The organism is Streptomyces sp. NPDC052064 (assembly GCF_055585925.1).
Genome location: NZ_JBVJJE010000018.1, coordinates 106,127 through 132,283, shown reverse-complemented (window position 1 = coordinate 132,283; position 26,157 = coordinate 106,127). Strand labels below are relative to the sequence as shown.

The following is a 26,157-nucleotide window of genomic DNA, read 5'->3' as shown; positions in this document are numbered from 1 at the left end:
GATCAGTGGGCGATGCCCTCGTAGCCCTCGATCTCGCGGGGGTCGCGGGAGCCGGGGCCCGTGTAGCGGGCCGAGGGGCGGACCAGGCGGCCCGTGCGCTTCTGTTCGAGGATGTGGGCCGACCAGCCGGCCGTGCGGGCGCAGGTGAACATGGAGGTGAACATGTGGGCCGGGACCTCGGCGAAGTCCAGGACGATGGCTGCCCAGAACTCGACGTTGGTGGCCAGGACCCGGTCGGGGCGGCGGGCGTGGAGTTCCGCCAGGGCCGCCTTTTCCAGGGCCTCGGCGACCTCGAAGCGGGGGGCTCCGAGTTCGCGGGCCGTGCGGCGGAGGACCCTCGCCCTCGGGTCCTCGGCGCGGTAGACGCGGTGGCCGAAGCCCATGAGGCGTTCGCCCTTGTCGAGGGTCTGCTTGACGTAGGCCTCTGCGTCGCCCGTGCGCTCGATCTCCTCGATCATGTGCAGGACGCGGGAGGGGGCGCCGCCGTGGAGCGGGCCGGACATCGCGCCCACCGCGCCGGAGAGCGCGGCCGCGACGTCCGCGCCGGTCGACGCGATGACCCTCGCCGTGAACGTGGACGCGTTCATGCCGTGTTCCGCGGCGCTCGTCCAGTACGCGTCCACCGCCGCCACGTGCTTGGGGTCCGGCTCGCCGCGCCAGCGGATCATGAAGCGCTCGACGACGGAGTGGGCCTTGTCGATCTCACGCTGCGGGACCATCGGCAGGCCTTGGCCGCGGGCCGACTGGGCGACGTAGGACAGAGCCATGACGGCCGCCCGGGCCAGGTCCGCGCGGGCCTGCTCGGCGTCGATGTCCAGCAGGGGTTTCAGGCCCCACACGGGCGCGAGCATGGCCAGGGCCGACTGGACGTCGACGCGGATGTCGCCGGAGTGGACGGGGATGGGGAACGGCTCGGCGGGAGGCAGGCCCGGGTTGAAGGCACCGTCGACGAGCAGGCCCCAGACGTTGCCGAAGGAGACGTGCCCGACCAGGTCCTCGATGTCGACGCCCCGGTACCGGAGTGCGCCGCCCTCCTTATCCGGTTCGGCGATCTCCGTCTCGAACGCGACGACTCCCTCGAGCCCGGGTACGAAGTCGGACATCAGGCGGCTCCTCGTGATGTAAGCGACAGATGGTGTTGTGGGGTGAGCGAAAGAACCATGTGTCAGTCAGCTTGCGAAGCGGGCGGCCGTCCAGTGGATCCACGGTCATGTGCGGCGACTCGCGGTCCTGGCCGGTCTCCCCTGTGATGCCCCGTGCGGCTGGCGGTCACCCAACCGGAACGGCACGGAAACGATATCCCCGAGTGCCACCGTTGGGGAGGGTTCGCGGCACTCAGTGCCAGGCAGTGACGAAGGACACCGTCCATACGGCAAGATGACCGGGTGACCGACCGCGACGCCGTCCCCTTCGACCTGGCCTCGATGCGCAAGCAGTACCGGGCCGAGGGCCTCTCCGAGACCGAGCTGGCCGCCACCCCCGTCGAGCAGTTCGCGCGCTGGTTCAAACAGGCCGCGACGGACGGCGGGCTGTTCGAGCCGAACGCCATGATCGTCTCGACGGCCGACGCCGAGGGGCGGCCCAGCGCCCGCACGGTGCTGCTGAAGCACTTCGACGAGCAGGGCTTCGTCTTCTACACGAACTACGACTCCCGCAAGGCCCGTGACCTGGCGGAGAACCCGTACGTCTCGCTGCTGTTCCCCTGGCATCCGATGGCCCGGCAGGTCATCGTGACCGGGGTCGCACGGCGTACCGGGCGGGACGAGACGGCGGCGTACTTCCGCACCCGTCCGCACGGCTCCCAGCTCGGCGCGTGGGCCAGTGCGCAGTCCTCGGTGATCGCCACCCGCGCCGACATCGACGGGTCGTACGCCGAACTGGCCGCCCGCTATCCCGAGGGCGAGCAGGTACCCGTGCCGCCGAACTGGGGCGGTTTCCGGGTCGCCCCGCAGACCGTGGAGTTCTGGCAGGGCCGCGAGAACCGGCTGCACGACCGGTTGCGGTACGTGGAGCGGGCCGACGGGAGCTGGCGCGTGGAGCGGCTCAGCCCCTAACGGCTGCCCAGCGCCTCCTCCAGCAGCCCCGCCCACTGCTCGACCACCCGTTCCCGGCGCGCCGCGTCGTCCGTGAGGAGGTTGGCGAGGCCCAGGCCGCGGGCCATGTCGAGGAGGCCCTGGACGGTTTCGCGGACGCCGGGGACGGATTCGTCGGCGGCCAGGAGGTCGACGGCTATGCGGTGGGTCTCGCGGCCCACGCGGGATTCGAGTTCGGTGACGCGGGGGCGGAGCTGGTCCTCGTTGGAGGCGGCGACCCAGAGGTGGAGGGCCGCGCGGAACAACGGCCCGGTGTAGAGGTCGACCAGGGCCTCGACGACCGCGTGGCGGTCTCCGGACGCACCCTCGGGGAACAGGGCCCGCAGGGCCGTGGAGCGTTCCTCGGCGACGTATTCGACGGCCGCCGTGAAGAGGTCCTCGCGGGTCGGGAAGTGGTGCTGGGCGGCGCCGCGGGAGACGCCGGCGCGTTCGGCGACGACGGAGACGGTGGACCCTGCCCAGCCGTGTTCGGCGAGGCAGGCCACGGCGGCTTCCAGGAGCCGCTTCCGGGTGGCCCGGCTGCGGTCCTGCTTGGGGACTCTCTCCGCGCGGTCGACCGTGCTCACACCGCCCATGTCCTCACACCACCCATGCCGGATCCCGTCGTTCGAGGAAGGCCGTCATCCCCTCACGGGCCTGCGGGGAGGAGAACAGCCGGGCCGAGAGCGCGGTCAGGCCCGCCGCGTTCCTGTCGAAGGCTTCCAGCACCCTAGCCGTGAGCAGCCGTTTCGTCTCGGCCAGGGCCTCGGGGGCGGATCTGCGCAGGCCGTCCAGGATGGGGGCCAGTGCCGTGTCCACGTCGTCGGCGTGGGTGGTGAGCAGGCCCGTGCGGGCTGCCTCCGCCGCGTCGAACCGTTCGCCGGTGAGGTAGTGGCGGGCCAGCGCGCGCGGGTCCGTGCGCGGGAGCAGCGGCAGGGAGATGACCGCGGGGGCGACGCCGATGCGTACCTCCGTGAAGGCGAAGGTGGCCTCGGTGGAGGCGGCCGCGATGTCGCAGGCGGCCAGCAGGCCGAGGCCGCCCGCGCGGACGTGGCCGGTGACGCGGGCGACGACCGGCTTGGGCAGTTCGACGATCTGCCGCAGCAGGCCGACCAGCGCTTCCGGGGGCGGGGGGTCACGGAGGTCGGCACCCGCGCTGAAGGTGTTGCCCGTGTGGGTGAGGACGACCGCGCGGACGTCGGTGTCCTGGCCGGCGTCCGTGAGCGCGCCGGCCAGTTCGCCGACGAGGGCCGCAGACAGGGCGTTGCGGTTGTGGGGTGAGTCGAGGGTGAGGGTTTCGACGGCACGTGCGCGTGCCCGGCTGACCAGGGTCATGGGCGCTCCCTGAGCTGTCGGCGGAGGATCTTGCCGGAGGCCGCCCGGGGGACGCCGTCGATGAAGGTGACGTGCCGGATCCGCTTGTCGGGGGCCACGCGCTCGGCGACCTGCGTCATGCCCTCTCCCTCGGTGAGGTCGAGGCCCTCGGGTGACGGTCGACGTGGCGCTCCGGGGCTGACCGCCGGATCGCCGGTCGCGCTGTCGCACACGAAGATCTCGCGTACGCCGCCCGCGAGTTCGGCGGCCCGGCGCGCGATGTCCAGCAGCGGTGAGACGGTGAACATGGTTCCTCCTCGCGCGCGGTCCGTCTCAGTACGACTTGGGCAGGCCCAGGGTCTGGTGGGATACGTAGTTGAGAATCATCTCCCGGCTGACCGGGGCGATACGAGCCACGCGCGCGGCCGTTATCAGCGAGGCAAGACCGAACTCGCGGGTGAGGCCGTTGCCGCCGAGGGTGTGCACGGCCTGGTCCACGGCCTTCACGCAGGCCTCCCCCGCCGCGTACTTGGCCATGTTGGCGGCCTCGCCGGCCCCCATGTCGTCGCCCGCGTCGTACAGCTCGGCCGCCTTCTGCATCATCAGGCGCGCGAGTTCGAGGTCGATGTGCGCCTGGGCCAGGGGGTGGGCGATGGCCTGGTGGGCGCCGATGGGGGTGTTCCAGACCTGTCGGTCGCGGGCGTACCCGACGGCCTTCGCCAGGGCGTAGCGGCCCATGCCGATCGCGAAGGCGGCCGTCATGATGCGTTCGGGGTTGAGGCCGGCGAAGAGCTGGAGGAGCCCTGCGTCCTCGTCGCCGACGAGTGCGTCGGCGGGCAGCCGTACCTCGTCCAGCGTCAGCTCGAACTGCTTCTCGGCGGCGTCGAGCTCCATGTCGATGGGGTGCCGGGTGAAGCCGGGTGCCTCGCGCGGGACGATGAACAGGCAGGGCTTGAGGCGGCCGGTGCGGGCGTCCTCGGTGCGGCCGACGATGAGGGTCGCGTCCGCGATGTCGACACCGGAGATGAAGACCTTGCGGCCGGTGAGGATCCAGTCGGAGCCGTCTTTTCGTGCCGTGGTGGTGATGCGGTGGCTGTTGGAGCCGGCGTCCGGTTCGGTGATGCCGAAGGCCATGAGGCGGGAGCCGTCGGCCAGGGCGGGGAGCCAGTGTTGTTTCTGGGCGTCCGTTCCGAATCGGGCTATTACCGTGCCGCAGATGGCCGGTGAGACGACCAGCATGAGGAGGGGGCAGCCCGCTGCGCCGAGTTCTTCGAGGACGATGGAGAGTTCGGAGATGCCGCCGCCTCCGCCGCCGTATGCCTCCGGCAGGTTGACGCCGAGGTAGCCGAGCTTGGCCGCCTCGGACCAAAGTGCTTCGCGGTCGTAGGCGCGGCCGTGGCGCTTGCCGAGTGCGGCGACGGCCGATCGGAGGGCCTTGTGCTCGTCGGTTTCGACCGTGGGCATGTGACTCCTTCGTCGTGGCTGGTCGCGCTCGCGCGGCGGTAGCCGCACATTGATACAGCCCCGCGCCCCTAAAGGGCCGCCGTCACCACCGCCAGGAGCGCCCCCGGCTCTACCTGTTGTCCGGGTACGACGCACAACTCACTCAGCGTTCCCGTGGTTGGTGCCGTGATTTTGTGCTGCATCTTCATCGCCTCCAGCCAGAGGAGGGGGGCTCCCGCCTTTACGGGCGTGCCTGCCGTCAGACCCTCGGCCACTCGGACGACCGTGCCCGGCATGGGGGCCAGGAGGGAGCCGGGGGCGTGCTGGGTCGTCGGGTCGGGGAAGCGGGGCAACGCCGTCAGGGTGGTGTTGTTCACGTGGATCCGGTCGCCGTAGGTCGCCACCCGGAACTTGCGCTGTACGCCGTCCACTTCGAGGACCACGAGGTGCGCGGCGGCGTGTACCACCCGTACGCCGTCCGCCTCCAGGCCCGTGCGCGTGTGCCGGTAGCGGACCTCGTGCTCCTGCCCCGCCATCGCGTACCGCTTGGTCTGCGGCTGTGAGGGGACGTTGCGCCAGCCGCCGAAGCGGGAGCGGCCCTGGGCGTCGGCGAGGGCGGCTGCCAGGGGGGCGTGCGGGTCGGGGGACGGCTCGGTCAGGTCCGGCAGGTGGCGGTCGTAGAAGCCGGTGTCCATGCGGGCCGCGGTGAACTCCGGGTGGCGCAGGGAGCGGACCAGGAGGTCGCGGTTGGTGACGGGGCCGTGGATCACGGCCCGTTCCAGGGCGGAGGCGAGCTTGCGGACGGCCTCCGTCCGCGTGGGGGCGTGCGCCACGGCCTTGGCGAGCATGGGGTCGTAGTGGACGCCGATGTCGTCGCCGTCGGTGTAGCCGGTGTCGAGGCGGATGCCTTCCGGTACGGACAGGCGGTGCAGGTGGCCGGTCTGGGGTGACCAGTCGCGGGACGGGTCCTCGGCGTAGAGGCGGGCCTCCACGGCGTGGCCACGCGCGTGTGGCGGGGTGTTTTCGAGGGGGTGGCCCTCGGCGACGCGGATCTGTTCGGCGACCAGGTCGAGTCCGAAGACGGCTTCCGTCACGGGGTGTTCGACCTGGAGGCGGGTGTTCATCTCCAGGAAGTGGGCCCTGCCGTCGGCGACGAGGAACTCGACCGTACCGGCGCCCACGTAGTCGACGGCTCGGGCGGCCCGTACGGCGAGGGCGCTCACCTCCTCCTGGAGTTCCCCGGAGAGCCCGGGCGCGGGAGCCTCCTCGACGACCTTCTGGTGGCGGCGCTGGAGGGAGCAGTCGCGGGTGCCGAGCGGCCAGACGGTGCCGTGGGTGTCGGCGAGGATCTGCACCTCGACGTGGCGGCCGTTCTCCACGTACGGCTCGACGAAGACCTCGCCGTCGCCGAAGGCACTCGCCGCTTCGGCGCGGGCGGCGGCCAGTTCGGCGTCCAGGTCCGCGAGGTGCCGTACGACGCGCATGCCGCGGCCGCCGCCGCCCGCTGCAGCCTTCACCAGGACCGGGAGGTCGGCCTCGGTGACGTCGGTGAGGGGCTTCAGTCCCATGAGCCGCTTGGCGCGGGTCTTGGACGCCATCGCCTCGATGGCGGCCGGGGGCGGGCCGATCCAGAGCAGGCCGGCGTCCAGGACGGCCCGGGCGAAGCCGGCGTTCTCGGAGAGGAAGCCGTAGCCGGGGTGCACGGCGTCCGCGCCGGAGGCGACGGCGGCCTTCACGATGAGGTCGCCGCGCAGATAGGTGTCGGCGGGCGCGGCCCCCGGAAGCCGTACGGCCGTGTCGGCCATGCGCGCGTGGAGGGCGTGCCCGTCGGCGTCCGAGTGCACGGCGACCGTGCGGATGCCCAGTTCGCGACAGGTGCGGAAGACACGGCACGCGATCTCGCCCCGGTTGGCGACGAGCACAGAAGTGATCACTGAAGGGCCCCTCACAGCATCGGTCACTGGTTCCCTCACATCCGGAAGACGCCGAAGCCGCCGCGCGCGCCCTCGTAAGGGGCGGTGTGGATGGCGGAGAGGCAGAGGCCGAGGACGGTGCGGGTGTCGCGTGGGTCGATGACGCCGTCGTCGTACAGCCGCCCGGACAGGAACATCGGCAGCGACTCGGACTCGATCTGCTGCTCCACCATGGCGCGCAGAGCGGCATCCGCCTCCTCGTCGTACGGCTGCCCCTTCGCGGCCGCCGACTGGCGGGCGACGATCGACAGCACACCCGCGAGCTGCTGCGGACCCATCACGGCCGACTTGGCGCTGGGCCACGCGAAGAGGAAGCGCGGGTCGTAGGCCCGGCCGCACATGCCGTAGTGGCCGGCGCCGTAGGAGGCGCCCATGAGGACGGAGAGGTGCGGGACGCGGCTGTTGCTGACCGCGTTGATCATCATCGCGCCGTGCTTGATGATGCCGCCCTGCTCGTACTCCCTGCCGACCATGTAGCCGGTGGTGTTGTGCAGGAAGAGCAGCGGGATGTCGCGCTGGTTGGCGAGCTGGATGAACTGGGCGGCCTTCTGGGACTCGTCGCTGAAGAGGACCCCTTGGGCGTTGGCCAGGATGCCGACCGGATAGCCGTGGAGCGTGGCCCAGCCGGTGGTCAGGCTCGTCCCGTACAGCGGCTTGAACTCGTCGAAGTCGGAGGCGTCGACGATGCGGGCGATGACCTCGCGAGGGTCGAACGGGCTCTTCAGGTCGCCGGGGACGATGCCGAGGAGTTCGTCGGCGTCGTACGCGGGGGGCTCGGCCGGGCCGGGATCGCCGTGCGCCTTGCGGTGGTTGAGGCGGGCGACCACGCGGCGGGCCTGCCGGAGCGCGTCGTGCTCGTCGACGGCGAAGTGGTCGGCGAGGCCCGACACGCGCGCGTGCATTTCGGCACCGCCCAGGGACTCGTCGTCGCTCTCCTCCCCCGTGGCCATCTTCACCAGCGGCGGACCGCCGAGGAACACCTTGGCCCGCTCCTTGACCATGATCACGTGGTCGGACATGCCGGGGATGTAGGCGCCCCCGGCGGTGGAGTTGCCGAAGACGACCGCGAGGGTGGGGATCCCGGCGGCGGACAGCCGGGTCAGGTCCCGGAAGATGGCGCCCCCGGGGATGAAGATCTCCTTCTGGGACGGCAGGTCGGCGCCCCCGGACTCGACCAGGCTGATGCAGGGCAGCCGGTTGGCGAGGGCGATGTCGTTCGCGCGCAGGGCCTTCTTCAGCGACCAGGGGTTGCTCGCTCCCCCGCGCACGGTCGGGTCGTTGGCGGTGATCAGGCATTCCACTCCCTCGACGACACCGATGCCGGTGACGAGGGAGGCGCCGACGGTGTGGTCGCTGCCCCAGGCGGCCAGCGGGGACAGCTCCAGGAAGGGCGTGTCGGGGTCGAGGAGCAGCTCGATGCGTTCGCGGGCGAGGAGTTTGCCGCGTCGCCGGTGCCGCTCGACGTACTTCTCACCGCCGCCCGCGAGGGCCTTGGCGTGCTCGGCGTCGAGTTCGGTGAGCCTGGCGAGCATGGTCTCGCGGTTGGCCCGGTGCTCGGGGCTGCTCGGGTCGAGCGCGGAGGTCAGGACGGTCACAGGAGGGCCTCCGGTATGTCCAGGTGGCGGGAGCGCAGCCATTCGCCGAGGGCCTTGGCCTGAGGGTCGAAGCGGTGCCGGTCGGCGACGCCCGCGCCGAGGAGCCCTTCGACGACGAAGTTGAGGGCGCGGAGATCGGGCAGGACGTGCCGGGTGACCTTCAGCGGCCGGCTCTCGGGGATCAACTCCCGGAACCGGTCGGCCGTCAGCTCGTGCGCGAGCCAGCGCCAGGCCTCATCCGTGCGGGCCCACACCCCGACGTTGGCGTCGCCGCCCTTGTCGCCGCTGCGGGCGCCCGCGACGAGCCCGAGGGGGGCGTGCCGGGTGGGCCCGGGCGGCAGCGGCTCCGGCAGGGGCGGCTCCGGCACCTCGTCGAGCACGGCGGTGTCGTGGGCCGGTGGCACGGGGACCCGGCGCCCGTCATGGAGGACGGCCACATGGTCGACGGCCCCATGGGGGACGTACACATCCTCGAAGACCCCATAGGGCGAGCCCTTTCCGGGTGGCGCAAGCACATGGAAGCCGGGGTAACTGGCGAGCGCCAGCTCCACGGCCGCCCCGCTCAGGGCCCGCCCGACGACCTCCTGGTCGGGGTCCCGCACGACGAGCCGCAGCAGCGCGCTCGCCGTCTCCTCGCTCGGGGCGTCGGGCCGGTCGGTGCGGACCAGCTCCCAGCGCACGTCGGCGGCCTTGCCGAGGGCGGGTTCCAGCTGCTCCCGCACCAGGGCGGCCTTGGCCTCGACGTCGAGGCCGGTGAGCACGAAGACGACCTCGTTGCGGAAGCCGCCGAGCCGGTTGAGCCCGACCTTGAGGGTGGGCGGCGGGGCCTGACCGCGCACGCCCTCGATCCGCACCCGGTCGGGCCCGTCCTGCCCGAGCCGCACGGTGTCGAGCCGGGCGGTGACGTCCGGCCCCGCGTACCGGGCGCCGGCCGTCTCGTACAGCAACTGGGCGGTGACCGTGCCGACGTCGACGAAGCCGCCGGTGCCGGGGTGCTTGGTGATGACGCAACTGCCGTCCTCGTGGAGCTCGGCGAGCGGGAAGCCGGGCCGGCGGACGTCGCCGTCCCGGAAGAAGGCGTAGTTGCCGCCGGTGGCCTGCGCCCCGCACTCCAGCACATGCCCGGCGACGACGGCCCCCGCGAGCCGGTCGTGGTCCGTCTCCCCCCACCCGAAGTGGGCGACGGCCGGCCCGGTGACGAGTGCCGCGTCCGTCACCCGCCCGGTGACGACGACGTCGGCGCCCGCCCGCAGGCAGGCCGCGATCCCGAAGCCGCCGAGGTAGGCGTGGGCGGCGAGGCTGTGGGGGTGGGCGGCGGTGAGGTCGTCGCCCTCGACATGTGCGACGCGTACGGGGACGCCGAGCCGGTCGGCCAGCGCCCGTACGGCATCGGCGAGTCCGCCCGGGTTGAGCCCGCCGGCGTTGGTGACGATCTTCACGCCACGCTCGTGGGCGAGCCCCAGGCAGTCCTCCAACTGCCGCAGAAAGGTGCGGGCATACCCGGCGGCCGGGTCCTTCAGCCGGTCGCGCCCCAGGATGAGCATCGTGAGCTCGGCGAGGTAGTCGCCGGTGAGGACGTCCAGGTCGCCGCCGGTGAGCATCTCGCGCATGGCGTCGAAGCGGTCGCCGTAGAAGCCGGAGGCGTTGCCGATGCGGAGGGTCACGGTGCGGCCCCTTTCGGGGAGCGGCCGCTGCCCGGCGGGCCCGCGAAGGCCTGGGCGATGTCCAGCCAGCGGTCGGCGTCGGGGCCGTCGGCGCGCAGGGCGAGGTCGGTGCGGTGGGCGCGCCGGGTGACCAGGAGGCAGAAGTCGAGGGCGGGCCCGGTGACGCGTTGCGGGGCGTCCTCGGGCCCGTACGCCCACACGTCGCCGGAGGGCGCGTCGAGTTCGACGCGGAAGGGCTCGGCAGGCGGAGTCAGCCCGTGCACACCGTAGGCGAAGTCCCGGGTCCGTACCCCGAGCCAGGCCACATGCCGCAGCCGGTCGGTGGGTGGGCGCACCACACCGAGTGCGTCAGCCACATCCTGCCCATGGGCCCAGGTCTCCATAAGGCGGGCCGTCGCCATGGAGGCCGCCGACATGGGTGGGCCGTACCAGGGGAAGCGCGCCTTGGGCGGGGCGGCCCGCAGCGCCTCCTCCAGCGCCGTACGGCCGTCGCGCCACCGCGCGAGCAGGTCGGCGGGCGGGAGTCCGGCGTCCTCCTCGGCGCCCTCGTCGACGAAGGAGCCCGGTGCGGCGAGGGCCTTCTCGACCAGGGCGCGGAAGCCGTCGGCGTCCGTGACGGCGAGCAGGGCCGAACGGTCCGTCCAGGCGAGGTGGGCGATCTGGTGGGCGACGGTCCAGCCGGGTGCCGGCGTGGCGAGCGTCCAGCGCGGCGTGCTCAACCCGGCCACGAGGCGGTCGAGTTCCTCGCTCTCCTCGCGCAGGTCGTTGATCACGGACGTCGGATCGGACACGGGCGCTCCCCTCGGGGCACGGCGGTGTGCGGGGTGGTGCGGCGTGCTGAGGAGCATGGCAGCGAGGCCAGAAACAATCAAGCGTGCTTGCATGAAAATGCGGGGGGCGACCGGAACCGGGCGGGCAGCCGCCGTAGACCGGCGCGGCGTGCAGCCCCACCCCGCCCTTTCCGGGCCTACCTGTCGACGTCGAGCACCGTCCCGTACAAGCGGTCCACACGACTTCGCCGCCCGCTCAGAAATTTCACGGCCGGCATCCGACCACCGTTAGTGTGGCTCGGCATGGGGGTCGGCGTGGGCATGGGGAACGAGATGGTTGCCGTCCCGTCAGGGCGGGTGACGCTGTCCGACCGGCGGACGCAGCGGAGTTGGGCGGTCGAGGTCGCGCCCTTCCGGCTGTCGGCGCTACCGGTCACTCAGGCGTGGTATGCCCAGGTCACCGGTGAGCGGCCGAGTGCCGTTCGCGGCGAGCGGCTGCCCGTCGAGGGCGTGTCGTGGTGGGACGCGGTTCGGTTCTGCAATGCGCTGTCCCGGGCGGAAGGGCTGACGCCCGCGTATCGCCTGGGCGGTGACTCCGGGACGGTCGACTGGGACGTCTGCGGTGACGGGTACCGGCTGCCGACCGAGGCCGAGTGGGAGCATGCCTGTCGGGCCGGCAGCAGTGGGCCGCGGTACGGGCGGCTCGATGAGGTCGCCTGGTATCGCGGCAACTCGGAGGAGCGGATCCGTTCCGTGGGCGGCAAGCGGGCCAACGCGTGGGGCCTCTACGACATGCTGGGCAACGTCTGGGAATGGTGCTGGGACGTCTACGACGCCGAGGTCTATGGCACCTACCGGGTGCTGCGGGGCGGTGGCTGGGCCGACGAGCACTGGAGTTGCCGTGCTTCGGTTCGGCGCCGCAGTCATCCGACGTTCCGGATCGACGACGTGGGATTTCGCGTGGCGCGGGCGTACCAGCCGCGTTGAAGGCGCCTTGGGCTATCCCTCCAGCCCCGTGCCCTCCAGCGCCGCCGTCTTCCGGCGGCCGCGGCCGACCTGGGTCCGTACCGCCCCCATGCTCGCCGCGATGACGAGGGCGATCGCGGCGGCCTCCATGGCGGTGAGGGTCTGGTCGAGGAGGAGGAAGCCGGCCGTCGCGGCGATGGCCGGTTCCAGGCTCATGAGGATCGCGAAGGTGGAGGCGGGCAGGCGGCGCAGGGCGACCAGTTCGAGGGTGTAGGGCAGGACCGAGGAGAGCAGGGCCACCGCCGCGCCCAGGCCCACCGTCACCGGGTCGATCAGCTTCGTACCGGACTCGGCGATGCCCAGGGGCAGGAACAGCACCGCCCCCACCGCCATCGCCAGGGCCAGGCCGTCCGCCTGCGGGAAGCGGCGGCCCGTACGGGCGCTGAAGATGATGTAGGCCGCCCACATGGCGCCGGCACCCAGGGCGAAGGCCGCTCCTGTGGGGTCGAGGCCGCTGAAGCCTCCCCCGCCGAGGAGGAAGACGCCGGCGAGGGCGAGTGCCGCCCAGACGACGTTGATCGCACGGCGGGACGCCAGAACCGACAGGGCGAGCGGGCCGAGGACCTCCAGGGTGACCGCGGGGCCCAGCGGGATACGGGCGACGGCCTGGTAGAAGAGGCCGTTCATGGCGGCCATGGTGATGCCGAAGACGACGACCGTGCCCCAGTCGGTGCGCGAGTGGCCGCGCAGCCCCGGACGGCAGACCAGCAGCAGGACGACCGCCGCCACGAGCAGCCGCAGCGCCACCACCCCGAGGGCACCCGCCCTCGGCATCAGCATCACGGCCAGCGCACCACCGAACTGCACCGAGATCCCGCCCGCGAACACCAGGCCCACCGGCCCGAGCGAGCCCAGTCGGCCCGGCCCGGCGGCCGGTGCGGCGGCAGCGGCGGTGGTGGTCGCGGGCTGGTGCGTGGTGACGCTGTCGGGGGTGGTCACGGGCGGTCCTGTGCTCGGCTCGGCGGCGTACTCGGGCTGCGTACGTACACCGTCTTGCGTGCTCATGTGCATCACGATGTACTGTCGAGTCCAGAGTAATGGACTCGGTCAGGCGCGTAAACCGCTTATGCCACTGTCTCGGAATGCGGATTCTCAGCGGCGGGCGAGGTACAGGTTCAGCGCCTTGTACAGCAGCCGGTTGAGCGGGAAGTCCCACTCACCGAGGTACTCGACGGCCTCGCCGCCGGTGCCCACCTTGAACCGGAGCAGGCCCAGCAGGTGGCTGGACTCGCCCAGGGTGTCGGTGATGCCGCGCAGGTCGTACACGGCGGCTCCGAGTTCATGGGCGTCCGTCATCATGCGCCACTGCACGGCGCTGCTCGGCTGGACCTCGCGTCGCCGGCTGGTGGAGGCGCCGTAGGAGTACCAGACGTGGTCGCCGACGGTCAGCATCGTCGCGGCGGCGAGCACCTCGCCGTCGTGGTACGCGAGGTAGAGCCGCATCCGGTCCGGGTGCTCGGCGGTGAGCGCGCTCCACATGCGCTGGAAGTAGGGCAGCGGGCGCGGGATGAAGCGGTCCCGCTCTGCGGTCTCGCAGTACAGCTCGTGGAAGGCGGGCAGATCCTCGTAGCCTCCGCGTACGACCTTCACGCCGGCCTTCTCCGCCTTGCTGATGTTGCGCCGCCACTGCTGGTTCAGGCCGCCGCGGATGTCGTCCAGCGACCGGCCGGCGAACGGCACCTGGAAGACGTACCGGGGCTGTCCCGCGGCGAAGCCGTCCTCGCCGCCGGGTTCGGTCTGCCGCCAGCCCATGCGACGCAGGGTGTCCGCGACCTGGCCGGCACGCGGTTCGAACGACGTCGCCCGCACGTCGCGCAGCCGCCGGGCGGCCGGGTCCGCGATCGCCGCCTTGACCGCCTCGGCGCTCCAGCGGCGCACCACGACCGGCGGGCCCATCCGCACCGCGAAGGCGCCCCGTAGCCCGAGGTGGGCGACCATCGGCTCCAGCAGACGTTCGAGGCCGGGCTCGTGCCAGTCGATGAGCGGGCCCTCGGGCAGGTACGCCAGGTACCGCGGCAGTCCGGGCAGCTTCGGCCCGGGCAGCGGGCGCAGCAGCACCAGTCCCGCGCCGACGAGCTGCCCGGCCTCGTCGAACCAGCCGAGGCTCTCCGCCCGCCAGTCGGGCTTCACCTCGCCCCAGGAGGGGATCTGTGTGTGGCTGGCGGAGGGGCGGGCCGCGACGAACGCGAGATGCTCGTCGCGGGTGATCGGCTGGACGCGGACGCTCATGCGCGGGCTCCTTCGAGTGGCTGGTGGCGTGAGCCTAGGAGCGGCTCCGCCCCTCCCCCGGCTCAGACACTCGGGTCCGCCCGTCCCGTGGCCCGAACGCCTCAAGCGCGTCCACGCCGCCCGCGCGGGCGTCGAGGTGGTGGTCGGCCCAGGCGGCCGGGTCCGGGTACGGCCACGGTTCACCGCTCGCCCCCCGGGTCATTCCCTGCTCCTCCCTCCAGCGCCGCCGCCAGCACCTCCGCCAGATGCCTCCCCCGCACGCCCGCCAACTGCTCCAGCTGCGTGCGGCAGGAGAAGCCGTCCGCCAGGACCAGCGTGCCGTCGGGGGCGTCCCGTACCGACGGCAGGAGCTGTTCCTCCGCGCAGGCGGTGGACACCTCGTAGTGGCCCTTCTCGAAGCCGAAGTTTCCCGCGAGACCGCAGCAGCCGCCGCTCAGTTCGCCGGAGAGCAGAGCGGCTCCGCGCAGCCGGCGGTCGGCGGCGTCGCCCAGCACCGCGTGCTGGTGGCAGTGGGTCTGGCCGGCCACCGGGCGGTCGACGCGCGGCGGTGTCCAGCCAGGGGCGTGGCGTTCGAGGGTCTCCGCGAAGGTGAGGACCTTGGCGGCGAGGCGGGACGCGCGCGGGTCGTCGTGCAGCAGCTCGGGAACGTCCGTGCGAAGCGCCGCGGCGCAGCTCGGCTCCAGGACCACGACCGGGGCGTCGGTCTCCAGCACCGGTTCCATCAGGTCGAGCGTGCGGCGCATGACCGCTCGGGCACGGTCCAGCTGCCCCGTCGACACGTACGTCAGCCCGCAGCAGACGCGCCCCCGGCCCCGCAGCAGGGACAGCGGGTCGAGCGCGACCGTCCTGCCGTCGCCCACCGGCGGTTTCGCCAGATGCACGGTCGGCGGAAGCGCCACCCGCAACCCGGCCGCCTCCAGCACCCGCACGGCGGCCTGCCCCACGGAGGGCGAGAGGTACTCGGTGAAGGTGTCGGGCCACAACACGACGAGGTCGCCGCGCCCGGCGGCAGCCCCCTCCCTCCGCCGCCGTTCCCACCACCGGCTGAACGTCCGTGTCGCCACCCGTGGGATCTCCCGCTCGGGGGCGATCCCGCCCAGCCGTTTCGCCGCCCAGGCGAAGGGGCGCATCCGGGCGAGGGCGTTGACCAGCGGCGTCGTGTGCGTACGGGTCACGGCCCGGAGCCACACCGGCAGCCGGCCCATCGCGTAGTGCGCGGCCGGGCGGCGCCGGCCGGCGTAGTGGTGGTGGAGGAACTCCGCCTTGTACGTGGCCATGTCGACCTCCACCGGGCAGTCCGACCGGCAGCCCTTGCAGGACAGGCACAGGTCCAGCGCGTCCCGCACCTCCGTGGAGCGCCAGCCGTCGGTCACCACCTCACCGGCGAGCATCTCGTGCAGCAGCCGGGCACGCCCGCGCGTGGAGTGCTGCTCCGCGCCGGTCGCCCGGAAGGACGGGCACATGACGGAGGAGCCGGATGCCGACTCCGTGCGGCACTTGGCGACGCCCACGCAGCGCCGCACCGCCGCCGAGAAGTCACCGCCGTCGGAGGGGTAGCCGAAGACGACGTCGACGGGCTCGCGGGGGAGGACGGAGAAGCGCAGGCCGGCGTCCAGGGGCGCGGGGCGGACCAGCATGCCGGGGTTGAGGAGGTCGTCCGGGTCCCACACCCCTTTCACCCGCTCGAACAGGCCCACCATCTCCTGCCCGTACATCTTCGGCAGCAGCTCCGCCCGTGCCTGCCCGTCCCCGTGTTCCCCGGACAGCGAGCCGCCGTGCGCCACCACCAGCTCCGCGAGCTCCTCCGAGAAGCGGCGGAAACGGGCGATGCCGGGCTCCGTCAGCAGGTCGAAATCGATACGGACATGGATACAACCGTCCCCGAAGTGCCCGTACGGCGTGCCGCGCAGCCCGTGCGCGCCGAGCAGCGCCCGGAAGTCCCGCAGATACGCCCCGAGCCGGGCGGGCGGCACCGCGCAGTCCTCCCACCCGGGCCACGCCTCCCTCCCGTCCGGCATCCGCGTCGCCGTACCGCTCGCGTCCTCCCGGACGCGCCACAGCGCGCGCTGCCCCGCCGGGTCGGTGACCACCAGGGCGTCCACGACATCGGCCGCCCGCACGATCGCCTCCGCACGCGCGCGTGCCTCCTCGGCCGACTCCCCGCCGGTCTCCACGAACAGCCAGGCCCTGCCCCGCGGCAGCGCTGCCGCGGACGGCACCAGGTCCGCCGCCATGCCCTCCACCGTCAGCGGCCCGAACGGCAGCAGCCCGGCAGCGGCCTCCGCCGCCGCGCCCTCGTCGGCGTAGCCCAGCACGGCCAGGGCACGCGCGCGTGGTGCCTCGACCAGTCGTACGACCGCCTCCGTCAGCACGCCCAGTGTGCCCTCGGAACCGCAGAAGGAGCGGGCCACGTCGGCGCCCCGCTCGGGCAGCAGGGCGTCCAGCGCGTACCCGGAGATGCGGCGGGGCAGCTCCGGGAAGCCCGTGCGCAACCGGGCCAGTTCGCCGTCCACCAGCTCCCGCAGGCCGTCCGGCGCGCCGGCCCAGTCCTGCCCGAGCCGCAGCCGCCGCCCGCGCGCGGTGATCACGTCCAGCTCGCGCACACTGTCCGCGGTCGTCCCCCAGGCCACCGAGTGCGAGCCGCACGAGTTGTTGCCGATCATGCCGCCGAGCGTGCACCGGCTGTGCGTCGACGGATCCGGCCCGAACCGCAGCCCGTGCGGAGCCGCCGCCTCCTGGAGCCGGTCGAGCACCAGCCCCGGCTGCACGACGGCCGTACGCGCCTCGGGATCCAGCGACACGAGCCGGTTCATGTACCGGGTGAAGTCCAGCACCACCCCGGTGCCGGTCGCCTGCCCGGCGATCGACGTCCCGCCGCCTCTCGCGACGACCGGCACCCCCCGCTGCCGGCACACCTCCAGGACGGCCGCCACGTCGTCGGCGTCACGGGGAGCGACCACACCCAGCGGCACCCGCCGGTAGTTGGAGGCGTCCATGGTGACCAGCGCCCGGGAGGTGGCGTCGAAACCCACGTCACCCCGGACGGCCCGGCGCAGCTCCGCCTCAAGGGCAGCCAGATCCCCGACATCCGTCATGCCTCCAGCATGCACCCGGACACTGACAGTGACGGACCGGGGCGATGCTCCCCCGAGGTCTCAGCCCTTGACGGCGGAGCTGGCCACGCCCTCGACGAACCAGCGCTGGAAGAACGCGAAGACGATCAGCACGGGCAGTACCAGCAGCACGCCGAAGGCGAGGATCTGGCCCCAGTCCGGGGGCTGCTGCCCCTGGAAGACGCTCATCTCCAGGGGGAGGGGACGCACCGACGGGTCGGACACCATCAGCACCGGCCACAGGAAGGAGCCCCACTGGATGAGGAAGGTGAGGATCGCGACCGAGGCGAACACCGGCCGGGACATCGGCACGATGATCGCGAAGAAGGTGCGCCAGGGTCCCGCGCCGTCCAGCCGGGCCGCCTCCTCGATGCTCGGCGGGATCTTCTTGAAGAACGTGTGGAACTGGTAGATCGCGAAGGCGTTGGCGACGAACGGCAGCGCCTGGATGAACAGGGTGTTGCGCTGGCCGTTGAACATGTAGAACAGCGGCACCGCCACCGACTCGAACGGGATCAGCATCAGCAGCAGGACGAGGGTGAACACCGCGTTCTGCCCCCGCCACTTCAGTCGCGTCAGTCCGTACGCGGCCATCGAGTTGACGATCAGCCCGCCCGTCACCACCACGAACGACAGCAGCACCGACACGCCCATGAACTGCCAGAAGTAGCCGGTGCTGTCGGAGTTCAGGCTGTCGAGGACGGCTGCGTAGTTGTCGAAGGAGAGGTGGGTGGGCAGGAAGCCGGACAGGCCGTTCAGGACCTCGTCCGACGGCTTGAGGCTGCCGAGGAAGAGGTAGAGCGCGGGGAGGGCGAAGACGAACGCCAGGACGCTCAGGACGGTGTAGTCGAGGACGCGGCGTACGGGCGTACGGGTCATGGCCATGATGGAGTCAGTCCTCGTTGTCGGGCCGGACGACGCGGCGCTGGACGATCGTCAGGGCGACGACGATCAGGAAGAACACCACCGTGACGGCCGAGGCCTGGCCGATGTTGTTCTGGTCGAAGGCCGTGGTGACGGCCTGGTACATCACCGTCCGGGTGGCGTCCTCGTCCAGGCCGCCGCCGCGGATGAGGATGTACACCTGGTCGAAGACCCGGAAGGACAGCACCGAGGTCAGCATCGCGACGAACACGAGGGTGCCGCGGATGCCGGGCAGGGTGACGTGCCGGAACTGCTGCCAGCGCGAGGCCCGGTCCAGCTCGGAGGCCTCGTAGAGCTCGCCCGGGATCTGCTGGAGGCCGGCCAGCAGGATGACCATCTGGAAGCCGACGCCCTGCCACACCGACAGCACGATGATCGAGCCCATCGCGGTGAGACCGTCGCCGAGCCAGTCGAAGGCACCCCAGTTGCCGAAACTCACCGTGTCCAGCATGGAGTTGAGCAGACCCTGCTCGCTGCGGGCGAGGATCAGCCGCCAGATCACGGCGACCAGCGCCATCGGGAAGACCACCGGCATGAAGAAGAAGGAGCGGAACAGGCCGATGGCCTTCAGCTTGCGGTTGAGCAGGATGGCCAGCGCCAGCGCGAGACCCGTCTGGAGCGGTACGACGACCGCGGCGAAGGTCAGGTTGTTCAGCAGCGCTCGCAGGAACGGGCCGGACAGGTCGGGGTCGGTGAACAGCCGCCGGTAGTGCTCCACGCCGAAGAAGGTGGGTTCCAGGGGGGAGCCGAGGCGGACGTTGTAGAAGGAGAGCACCACGGCGTAGCCGAACGGGATGCCGACGAAGGCGATCAGCCCGCCGACGGCCGGGGCGGACATCAGCAGCCCGTGCAGCCGGTCGCGGTTGCCGCGCGACGGACGCCAGGGCTTCGCGGAGGGCGTGGACGAGGCGGCCTGCGCCCGGCCAGGGGCCGCGGGGTGCGCGGGTTCCACGGTTTTCACGGGAGGGTCCTCTTCCCGGCGGGGCGGGCTCGGTCGGTACCTGGCTGCTCGTTGCGTCGCCACGTCGCCGACGGCCCGCCCGGGCCGATGCGTCCTGCGGGTTACGGGATCTCGTAGCCGGCGTTGTCGGTGAAGTCCCGGTCGATGGCGCGGGCGGCCTTCTGCAGGGCTTCCTTGGGGTCGGCACCGCCGTAGATCGAGTTCAGGGCCGTGTTGAACTTGGCGGTGACCGTGGGGTACCCGGCGGTCACCGGGCGGGTGACGGCGACGCAGGAGGCGGTGATGTCACTGTCGCCGCAGGGCTGGGCGAGTTGGTCGGCGAAGAGCTGGAGCGGGCCGCCCTTCTTGTACAGCTCGCTCTTGGCGAGTGCGGACTCGGTGGCGGGCACCGCGCCGTTGGCCTTCGTCATCGCGCCGATGTTGGTGTCGTTCAGCAGGTAGTCCAGGAAGGTGCCGGCGGCCTTGCCGTTCTTGCTGTCTGCGCCGATGCCCCACGCCCACGAACCCTGGCCGGTCTTGGGGCCGTTGCCGAAGTCCGGCAGCGGCAGGACGACGAGGTCGTCACCGAGGGCCTTGCTGTAGGCGGGGTAGTTCCAGTGGCCGACCCAGCTCAGCGCCACCTTGCCCTTGGCGAAGGCGTTGCCGTCGGTGTTGGGGTCGACGTAGGTCTTCCAGGACTGGAAGGTCTTCATCGCGGAGACGACCTTCGGGCTGTCGAGGGCGCCCTCCGCCTTGCCGTCCTTCAACAGGCCGCCGCCGGCCGACCAGACGATCGGGGAGAAGCCGAAGGTGCCCCACTCGGAGGCGAGGCCGTACTGCTCCGATATGTCGAGGACCTTGCCGTCGGAGTCCTCGCCCTTCAGCGCCTTGAGCGCCTTGCCGAACTCCTCGGCCGTCCAGGCGTCGTCCACGCTCGTCGGGTACTTCACGCCGGCCGCGTCCAGCAGCTTCTTGTTGGCGTACATCCCGAGCCCGGCGTCGAACATGCCCAGGCCGTAGTGCTTGCCGTCGATCTCGCCCTGCGCCTTGATCGCGTCGGTGGCGTTGCCGAGGGTCTTGGCGGAGACGTGGCCGTCGACCGGGGCGAGCTTGCTGTTGTAGACGAAGTTCGCCATCGTCGGGCCGTCGAACTCCAGCACGTCCGGCAGTTCGGAGGCGTCGGTGGCGGTGATGGTCTTGGTGTAGTCGTTCTCGGGGATCAGCTTCAGCTCGGCCTTGACGGCGTTCTGCGAGGAGTTGAAGGACTTCACCGCGCTCTGCAGCGCGGCCGTCTCGCTCGCCTGGCCCTGGTGGGCCCAGACGCTGATGGTGCCCTTGCCGCTGCCCTCTTCGGCGGAGGTGTCGCTGCCGCCGCCCCCGCCACAGGCGGCCAGCGCGGCCAGGGGCAGCAGAGCGAGGGCTGTCAGGCCCGTACGACGGTGTTTTCTGGGACTGGTGATCATGGTGGTGCCTCCGTGCGGATATGGGTGGGTGCGCGGGCTGTCGGGGCCAGGGCAGGAACGGCCCTTCGGTGACGGGCGGTTGAAGGGAGGGGTTCGGCTACCGCTGCCGGCCGCTGTGCGGCGGAGCGGTGGTCTCGCGGAGGACGAAACGGATGGGCATCTCGACGGGGTGCGGCGGCCCGGCTTCCGGATCGTCCAGCCGCGCCAGCAGCAGCCGGGCCGCCTCACGGCCCTGGGCCGCGACCGGCTGGGCCACGGTGGTCAGCCCGACCACCTCGGACAGTTCGTGATCGTCGAAGCCGACGACGGACACGTCCTCCGGAACCCTCAGCCGGTGCCGGCGCAGGGCGCGCAGCGCGCCCATCGCCATCTCGTCGGACTGGGCGAACACGGCGGTCGGCGGGTGACGCAGCGCCAGCAGCTCGGTCATGGCCCGCTCACCGCCCTCGACCGTGTAACCGCCGTCCGCCTCCAGTGCGGGGTCGGGCTCGATCCCGGCGTCGGCCAGCACGTCCAGGTAGCCCTGCCGGCGGTCGAGGGGCGTGGTCCAGTGCAGCGGCTCGCTGGCGCCGGAGATCATGCCGATCCGCCGGTGGCCGAGGTTCACCAGATGACGTACGGCGCTCTCCGCCCCGCCCCGGTCGTCGATGCCGACCGCCGTGAAGCCGGGCCGGGCGCCGCCGACCGTGGTCGCCAGCGGCACGTCGAGGGACCTCAGGGCGGCGGCCTCCTCCGGGTCCGGGATCAGCAGGGACAGCACGGCGTCGACCCGCTTGCGGATCGGCAGCTTGGTGAAGAAGCGCTTGCGGGCCTCCGGTGAGCCGAGGTTGTACAGCAGGACGTCGTAACCGGCGGCGCTGAAGACCTTCTCGGCGGAGTCCAGCACGGTGCCGAAGAACCAGCGGCCGACGTACGGGACGACGACGCCGATGGTGTAGGTGCGCCCGCTGGCCAGGCTGGACGCCGAGCGCGAGGCGGTGTAGCCCAGTTCGGCGGCGGTCTCGACGATCCGGGCCCGCATCTCCTCCGACACCCCGGGACGGCCGCGCAGGGCGCGGGACACGGTGGACGCCGAGACTCCGGTGGCCTCGGCGACATCGGTGATGCTGACCGTCACGGGACGCTCCTTGATCGGGTGCACGCCGCGTGGCCGGGGTCCGGAAGCACGTCGGCGTGAGGGGGAGTGACGAGACCGTAAACCCGCCCACCTGGTTGCGCAAGCGTTTGCGTTCAGATTTACTTCGGCTGACTCTCAGAGGAATTCTCACCAGCCAGAGCACAGCGCACGCGCTTGAGTGCGGCTGTCGGAAGACAGGACCTGTCCATGCGATACGCGCCGCCCGGCCTCTGCGTGAACGACTTCGACCTCCTGCGCCACGCGGACGGCACCTACACCGCGCTGCACCTGCAGGGTCCGTGGACGGCCGAGTTCGACCACCTGCGCATGGAGACGTCCTACGGCCGGGCCACCTCCACCGACCTGGTCCACTGGGAGCCGCAGGGCACGGCCTTCGGCAACGGTCTGCCGGGCCGCTTCGACCAGCAGGCGGTGTGGACCATGCACGCCTTCCCGCACGGCACCGGCATGGCGATGCTCTACACCGCCGTCTCCGGACTCACCCCCGACGGCTGGCCGCTGCAGTCGGTCGGCCTGGCCCACTCCGACCGCACCGACGGCACCGGCTGGCGCCGCCACGGCACGGGGCCGGTCGTCGAGGCCGACCCGCGCTGGTACCGCACCGGCGAACGCATGGGCTGGCGCGACCCCTTCGTCGTACGCGACGACGAGTCCGACGGCTGGGTCATGGTGGTCTGCGCCGCCGACGCCTCCCTGCCGGTCGAGGTCAGCGGCTGCGTCGCCTGGGCCACCTCCGACGACCTGGAGCACTGGACCGTCCGCCCGCCGCTCATCTCACCCGGCGACGTCGACGAGTTGGAGTGCCCGGTCCTCGAACGCCTCGACGACGGCAGCTGGCTGCTGCTCGGCTCCATCGGCGCCACCCGGGGCTTCGAGGCGTGGACCGCGCCGCGCCTGCGCGGCCCGTGGACCCGCCGCGGTCCGCTCGGCCCGACGGGCGCGTACGCCCCGCGCGTCGCCGCGGCCCCCGACGGCTCCCGCGTCGTGCTGCACACCACCCCGCGCCGCGTCGGCCTCACCGACACCGGCGACCGCTGCCGCGGCATGCTCGCCCAGCCCAAGTCCCTCGTCGTCCCGCAGGACGCGGCGCCCCGCCTGGAATGGTGGCCGAGCCTGGACCCCTGGCTCGGCGAGGAGACGTACGACGCCCCCTTGCACGCGGTCGGCGACGTCGACCTGTCCGGCCGCACCGAGATCACCCTGCGCACGCATGTCCCCGACGAGGGCCGGCCCGCGCTCACCGTCGGCTGCGACGGCAAGAACCTCCGGGTCACCGGCCCCGATGGCGCCCCGCTCGGCGAGACCCTCCTGCCGGAACCCGCCGCCTCACTGCGCATCCTCACCGTCGGTGAGTACGTCGAGGTCTACGCCGACGGCGTCTTCGTCCTCACCACCCTGTGCTACTCCGGCCGCCCCGCCCCCTGGACGGCCGCCGCCGAGGGCCGCGTCCGCCCTGTTCCCGTCCGCCCGGTCCGGCTGCCGGCCCCGCACCGCGACGACGCCTCGGCCGTCTGGCCCGGCCCGTCGCCGCACTGACGGCCGCCGGAACACCGTCTCACCCGACGGACGACGTTTCGCCCGCGTTTCTGGAAACGGCTACGCTCCCTTTCGTGGCTGAGATCCGGATTCCCTCTGACATCAAGCCCGCGGACGGTCGTTTCGGCGCGGGTCCCTCCAAGGTGCGGACGGAGGCGCTGGACGCCCTCGCCGCCAGTGGCACCTCCCTCATGGGCACCTCCCACCGCCAGGCCCCCGTCAAGAACCTGGTCGGCAAGGTGCGTGAGGGCATCCGCGAGCTGTTCCAGCTCCCCGACGGTTACGAGGTGATCCTCGGCAACGGCGGCTCCACCGCGTTCTGGGACGTCGCGACGCACGGTCTGATCGAGAACAAGTCGCAGCACCTCAGCTTCGGCGAGTTCTCCTCCAAGTTCGCCAAGGCCGCCAAGCTCGCGCCCTGGCTGGCGGAGCCGGACGTGATCTCCAGCGCCCCGGGCACGCACCCCGAGCCGGTCGCCGAGGCGGGCGTCGACGTCTACGCCTTCACCCACAACGAGACCTCGACCGGTGTCGCGATGCCGATCAAGCGCGTGGCCGGCGCCGACGAGGGCGCCCTGGTCCTCGTGGACGCCACCTCCGGCGCCGGCGGACTCCCCGTCGACATCGCGGAGACGGACGTCTACTACTTCGCCCCGCAGAAGTCCTTCGCCTCCGATGGCGGCCTGTGGATCGGCGTCTTCTCCCCCGCCGCGATCGAGCGCGCCGAGCGCATCCACGCGTCCGGCCGCCACGTCCCGGAGTTCTTCTCGCTGCCGACGGCGATCGACAACTCCCGCAAGAACCAGACGTACAACACCCCGGCCCTCGCCACGCTGTTCCTCCTCAACGAGCAGCTGGAGTGGATCAACGGCCAGGGCGGCCTGGACTGGTCGGTCCGCCGCACCGCCACGTCCGCGCGGACGCTGTACGGCTGGGCCGAGGACGTCAAGTTCGCGAACCCCTTCGTCACCGACCCGGCCAAGCGCTCCCAGGTCATCGGCACGATCGACTTCACGGACGAGGTCGACGCCGCCGCCGTCGCCAAGGTCCTGCGCGCCAACGGCATCGTCGACACCGAGCCCTACCGCAAGCTCGGCCGCAACCAGCTGCGCGTCGCGATGTTCCCGGCGATCGACCCGGCGGACATCGAGGCCCTGACGAAGTGCGTCGACTACGTGATCGAGAAGCTCTGATCTTCTCCCGTACGTGACCCCGTACGACGCAAGGGGCGCCCGGTACGTACCGGGCGCCCCTCACGTCACGTCAGACGATGCTCACGCAAGCACGCTCAGACCCCGGATCCCAGGATCCCGCGCAGGGTGTTGCCGACCGTCTCGACGGCCGACTGGCCCGTGCTCGGCGTCTTCCCCGCCGTGGCCTGCGGCTTCGGGTCGGGCAGCTTCTTGCAGACCGCGTCGGCCACGCCGCTGCCGTGCGGCACCTTGCCGCTGGTGAGGTACGTCGCCAGGTGCTTGTCGAGGCAGGCGTTGCCGCTCAGCGAGATGCCGTGGTTGCCGCCGCCCTGCTCCACCACCAGGCTGGAGCCCTTCAGCAGCCGGTGCATGGTGACACCGCCCTGGTACGGGGTGGCCGCGTCGTCCGTCGCCTGGAACAGCAGCACCGGCGGAAGCTTGGCGTTGGCCACGTTCACCGGCTTCAGCGACTTCGTCGGCCAGAACGCACACGGCGCGTTGTACCAAGCGTTGTTCCAGGCCATGAACGGCGCCTTCTCGTACACCGCCCAGTTGTCCTTGCGCCACTGCTTCCAGTCGCGCGACCAGGACGCGTCACGGCACTGCACCGAGGTGTAGACGCTGTAGCCGTTGTCGCCGGAGGCGTCGATGGCGGCGATGTTGTCGTACGCCTTGACCAGCGCGGCGGTGTCCTTCTTGTTGACGTACGCCGCGAACGTCTGGGCGAGGGTGGGCCAGTAGGCGTTGTTGTAGCCGCCGGGTATGAAGATGTCCTCCAGCTCGGAGGCGCCCACCTTGCCGCCCGCCGGCTTCTTGGCCAGGGCCGCACGCATGGCGTACCACTTGGCCTCGACCTTCTTCGGGTCGGTGCCGAGCTTGTACGTGGAGTCGTACTTGGCGATCCACGCCATCAGCGCCTTGTGGCGCTTGTCGAAGGCGTAGTCCTGCTTGATGTTGGCGTCGTACCAGACCCCGGTCGGGTCGACGATCGAGTCCAGCACCAGGCGCCGCACCCGCTCGGGGAACAGCTTGGCGTAGACCGCGCCGAGGTAGGTGCCGTACGAGTAGCCGAAGTAGTTGATCTTCTTGGCGCCGAGGGCCTTGCGGATCGAGTCCATGTCCTTCACGGCGCTGACCGTGTTGATGTACGGCAGGACGTCCGCGTACTTCTTCCCACAGGCCCGGGCGAAGGACTTGGCGCGATCGAGGTTGGCCTTCTCGATCGCGGGCGTGCTGGGCACGGAGTCGGGGCGCACCGGGTCGAAGTGGCCCGGCTTGCAGTCCAGGGCGGGCTGGCTCTTGCCCACTCCGCGCGGGTCGAAGCCGATGACGTCGTACTGGGCGGCGACCTCCTTCGGCAGGGAGGACGCGACGAAACCGGCCAGCGTCAGGCCACTGCCGCCGGGGCCACCCGGGTTGACCAGCAGCGGGCCCTGGTACTTCTGCGCGGTGTGCGGCACGCGGGACAGCGCCAGCGTGATCTGCTTCCCCTGCGGCTTCGCGTAGTCGAGCGGCACCTTCACCGACGCGCACTGGAGCGTCGGGGTGTCCTCCGTGCCGCACTTCTTCCAAGTGACCTTCGCGGCCTGGGCGGTGTTCGCGGAGTGCGACGCGCTGGCGTTGGCGGGGACGGCGGTGAGTGTCCCGGCCAGTACGACAGTCGCGCCGCACAGGACGGCTGCGCTTCTTCTCATGGAGTTCTCTCAGAACGGTGAGGGGGGTCAGGACCGCGTGTCACACGGTCCGTGCCGCATCGTTTCGGAA

Annotated in this window: 21 protein-coding genes; 4 read left to right on the top strand and 17 right to left on the bottom strand. The window is 71.7% G+C overall.

Going from position 1 to position 26,157, the window contains the following annotated elements; genetic code table 11:
• Nucleotides 1-2: 2 nt before the first annotated feature.
• The gene (locus ACZ6TU_RS36500) at nucleotides 3-1,103 is read right to left on the bottom strand and encodes a citrate synthase 2 (protein ID WP_467672820.1); all 1,101 of its coding nucleotides are present in this window, start codon (nucleotides 1,101-1,103) and stop codon (nucleotides 3-5) included.
• A 282-nt stretch (nucleotides 1,104-1,385) separates the two neighbouring features.
• On the opposite strand from ACZ6TU_RS36500, the gene pdxH reads away from it, so the two are divergent.
• Nucleotides 1,386-2,054, top strand: coding sequence for a pyridoxamine 5'-phosphate oxidase (pdxH, locus tag ACZ6TU_RS36495; RefSeq protein ID WP_469553099.1), 669 nt, complete (start codon nucleotides 1,386-1,388; stop codon nucleotides 2,052-2,054).
• Here pdxH and ACZ6TU_RS36490 read toward each other — a convergent pair.
• The 8 genes from ACZ6TU_RS36490 to ACZ6TU_RS36455 all read right to left on the bottom strand — a co-directional run bounded on the left by ACZ6TU_RS36490 (nucleotide 2,051) and on the right by ACZ6TU_RS36455 (nucleotide 10,852).
• Nucleotides 2,051-2,668, bottom strand: a complete 618-nt coding sequence (locus ACZ6TU_RS36490) for a TetR/AcrR family transcriptional regulator (protein WP_467672816.1) — start codon at nucleotides 2,666-2,668, stop codon at nucleotides 2,051-2,053. The two genes, pdxH and ACZ6TU_RS36490, sit on opposite strands and share 4 nt — an antisense overlap.
• 4 nt (nucleotides 2,669-2,672) lie before the next feature.
• On the bottom strand, nucleotides 2,673-3,407 hold the full coding sequence (locus ACZ6TU_RS36485) for an enoyl-CoA hydratase family protein (protein WP_467672814.1): 735 nt from the start codon (nucleotides 3,405-3,407) through the stop codon (nucleotides 2,673-2,675).
• Entirely contained in the window at nucleotides 3,404-3,694 is a 291-nt protein-coding gene (locus ACZ6TU_RS36480; protein WP_467673549.1) for a hypothetical protein, read from the bottom strand. Before ACZ6TU_RS36480 ends, ACZ6TU_RS36485 begins: the two co-directional genes overlap by 4 nt.
• 25 nt (nucleotides 3,695-3,719) lie before the next feature.
• Nucleotides 3,720-4,850 (bottom strand): acyl-CoA dehydrogenase family protein, encoded by a 1,131-nt coding sequence (locus tag ACZ6TU_RS36475; RefSeq protein WP_467672812.1) that lies wholly within the window; start codon nucleotides 4,848-4,850, stop codon nucleotides 3,720-3,722.
• Between the two features lie 68 nt (nucleotides 4,851-4,918).
• Nucleotides 4,919-6,763, bottom strand: coding sequence for an acetyl/propionyl/methylcrotonyl-CoA carboxylase subunit alpha (locus tag ACZ6TU_RS36470; RefSeq protein ID WP_467672810.1), 1,845 nt, complete (start codon nucleotides 6,761-6,763; stop codon nucleotides 4,919-4,921).
• Between the two features lie 35 nt (nucleotides 6,764-6,798).
• Nucleotides 6,799-8,397: an acyl-CoA carboxylase subunit beta gene (locus tag ACZ6TU_RS36465; RefSeq protein WP_469553095.1), complete on the bottom strand. Its 1,599-nt coding sequence runs from the start codon at nucleotides 8,395-8,397 to the stop codon at nucleotides 6,799-6,801.
• Nucleotides 8,394-10,061 (bottom strand): acyclic terpene utilization AtuA family protein, encoded by a 1,668-nt coding sequence (locus tag ACZ6TU_RS36460; RefSeq protein WP_469553093.1) that lies wholly within the window; start codon nucleotides 10,059-10,061, stop codon nucleotides 8,394-8,396. Before ACZ6TU_RS36460 ends, ACZ6TU_RS36465 begins: the two co-directional genes overlap by 4 nt.
• On the bottom strand, nucleotides 10,058-10,852 hold the full coding sequence (locus tag ACZ6TU_RS36455; RefSeq protein WP_467672804.1) for a TIGR03084 family metal-binding protein: 795 nt from the start codon (nucleotides 10,850-10,852) through the stop codon (nucleotides 10,058-10,060). The genes ACZ6TU_RS36460 and ACZ6TU_RS36455 overlap by 4 nt, the downstream gene beginning before the upstream one ends.
• A gap of 282 nt (nucleotides 10,853-11,134) precedes the next feature.
• Between ACZ6TU_RS36455 and ACZ6TU_RS36450 the strand changes: the two genes are divergently transcribed.
• Nucleotides 11,135-11,818, top strand: a complete 684-nt coding sequence (locus ACZ6TU_RS36450) for a formylglycine-generating enzyme family protein (protein ID WP_469553090.1) — start codon at nucleotides 11,135-11,137, stop codon at nucleotides 11,816-11,818.
• A gap of 12 nt (nucleotides 11,819-11,830) precedes the next feature.
• Here the strand turns inward: ACZ6TU_RS36450 and ACZ6TU_RS36445 are convergent, their stop codons facing one another.
• The 7 genes from ACZ6TU_RS36445 to ACZ6TU_RS36415 form a co-directional block, all read right to left on the bottom strand.
• The gene (locus ACZ6TU_RS36445; protein WP_469553115.1) at nucleotides 11,831-12,796 is read right to left on the bottom strand and encodes an EamA family transporter; all 966 of its coding nucleotides are present in this window, start codon (nucleotides 12,794-12,796) and stop codon (nucleotides 11,831-11,833) included.
• A 153-nt stretch (nucleotides 12,797-12,949) separates the two neighbouring features.
• The gene (locus ACZ6TU_RS36440) at nucleotides 12,950-14,086 is read right to left on the bottom strand and encodes a lipid II:glycine glycyltransferase FemX (protein ID WP_469553088.1); all 1,137 of its coding nucleotides are present in this window, start codon (nucleotides 14,084-14,086) and stop codon (nucleotides 12,950-12,952) included.
• A gap of 179 nt (nucleotides 14,087-14,265) precedes the next feature.
• On the bottom strand, nucleotides 14,266-17,163 hold the full coding sequence (locus tag ACZ6TU_RS36435) for an FAD-binding and (Fe-S)-binding domain-containing protein (RefSeq protein WP_469553113.1): 2,898 nt from the start codon (nucleotides 17,161-17,163) through the stop codon (nucleotides 14,266-14,268).
• Between the two features lie 78 nt (nucleotides 17,164-17,241).
• Nucleotides 17,242-18,084, bottom strand: a complete 843-nt coding sequence (locus ACZ6TU_RS36430; protein WP_062927522.1) for a carbohydrate ABC transporter permease — start codon at nucleotides 18,082-18,084, stop codon at nucleotides 17,242-17,244.
• Nucleotides 18,085-18,091: 7 nt separating this feature from the next.
• Nucleotides 18,092-19,084 carry a carbohydrate ABC transporter permease gene (locus tag ACZ6TU_RS36425; RefSeq protein WP_467672799.1) on the bottom strand — a complete coding sequence of 331 codons (993 nt, stop codon included), beginning with the start codon at nucleotides 19,082-19,084 and terminating at the stop codon, nucleotides 18,092-18,094.
• 101 nt (nucleotides 19,085-19,185) lie between these two features.
• Nucleotides 19,186-20,526, bottom strand: coding sequence for an ABC transporter substrate-binding protein (locus tag ACZ6TU_RS36420; RefSeq protein WP_467672797.1), 1,341 nt, complete (start codon nucleotides 20,524-20,526; stop codon nucleotides 19,186-19,188).
• Nucleotides 20,527-20,623: 97 nt separating this feature from the next.
• Nucleotides 20,624-21,643 (bottom strand): LacI family DNA-binding transcriptional regulator, encoded by a 1,020-nt coding sequence (locus ACZ6TU_RS36415; RefSeq protein WP_467672795.1) that lies wholly within the window; start codon nucleotides 21,641-21,643, stop codon nucleotides 20,624-20,626.
• A gap of 207 nt (nucleotides 21,644-21,850) precedes the next feature.
• On the opposite strand from ACZ6TU_RS36415, the gene ACZ6TU_RS36410 reads away from it, so the two are divergent.
• On the top strand, nucleotides 21,851-23,200 hold the full coding sequence (locus tag ACZ6TU_RS36410) for a glycoside hydrolase family protein (RefSeq protein WP_469553085.1): 1,350 nt from the start codon (nucleotides 21,851-21,853) through the stop codon (nucleotides 23,198-23,200).
• A 74-nt stretch (nucleotides 23,201-23,274) separates the two neighbouring features.
• Nucleotides 23,275-24,393, top strand: a complete 1,119-nt coding sequence (gene serC, locus ACZ6TU_RS36405) for a phosphoserine transaminase (RefSeq protein ID WP_467672791.1) — start codon at nucleotides 23,275-23,277, stop codon at nucleotides 24,391-24,393.
• A 95-nt stretch (nucleotides 24,394-24,488) separates the two neighbouring features.
• On the opposite strand, the gene ACZ6TU_RS36400 is transcribed toward serC, so the two are convergent.
• Nucleotides 24,489-26,087 (bottom strand): alpha/beta hydrolase, encoded by a 1,599-nt coding sequence (locus ACZ6TU_RS36400; RefSeq protein WP_469553082.1) that lies wholly within the window; start codon nucleotides 26,085-26,087, stop codon nucleotides 24,489-24,491.
• Nucleotides 26,088-26,157: the final 70 nt, after the last annotated feature.

Coding starts and splice junctions, on each gene's coding strand:
- ACZ6TU_RS36410 (WP_469553085.1), top strand. CDS start 21,851: ATGCGATACGCGCCGCCCGGCCTCTGCGTGAACGACTTCGACCTCCTG.
- ACZ6TU_RS36500 (WP_467672820.1), bottom strand. CDS start 1,103: ATGTCCGACTTCGTACCCGGGCTCGAGGGAGTCGTCGCGTTCGAGACG.
- ACZ6TU_RS36450 (WP_469553090.1), top strand. CDS start 11,135: ATGGGGGTCGGCGTGGGCATGGGGAACGAGATGGTTGCCGTCCCGTCA.
- ACZ6TU_RS36440 (WP_469553088.1), bottom strand. CDS start 14,086: ATGAGCGTCCGCGTCCAGCCGATCACCCGCGACGAGCATCTCGCGTTC.
- ACZ6TU_RS36485 (WP_467672814.1), bottom strand. CDS start 3,407: ATGACCCTGGTCAGCCGGGCACGCGCACGTGCCGTCGAAACCCTCACC.
- ACZ6TU_RS36400 (WP_469553082.1), bottom strand. CDS start 26,087: ATGAGAAGAAGCGCAGCCGTCCTGTGCGGCGCGACTGTCGTACTGGCC.
- ACZ6TU_RS36430 (WP_062927522.1), bottom strand. CDS start 18,084: ATGGCCATGACCCGTACGCCCGTACGCCGCGTCCTCGACTACACCGTC.
- ACZ6TU_RS36480 (WP_467673549.1), bottom strand. CDS start 3,694: ATGTTCACCGTCTCACCGCTGCTGGACATCGCGCGCCGGGCCGCCGAA.
- ACZ6TU_RS36420 (WP_467672797.1), bottom strand. CDS start 20,526: ATGATCACCAGTCCCAGAAAACACCGTCGTACGGGCCTGACAGCCCTC.
- ACZ6TU_RS36475 (WP_467672812.1), bottom strand. CDS start 4,850: ATGCCCACGGTCGAAACCGACGAGCACAAGGCCCTCCGATCGGCCGTC.
- ACZ6TU_RS36490 (WP_467672816.1), bottom strand. CDS start 2,668: ATGGGCGGTGTGAGCACGGTCGACCGCGCGGAGAGAGTCCCCAAGCAG.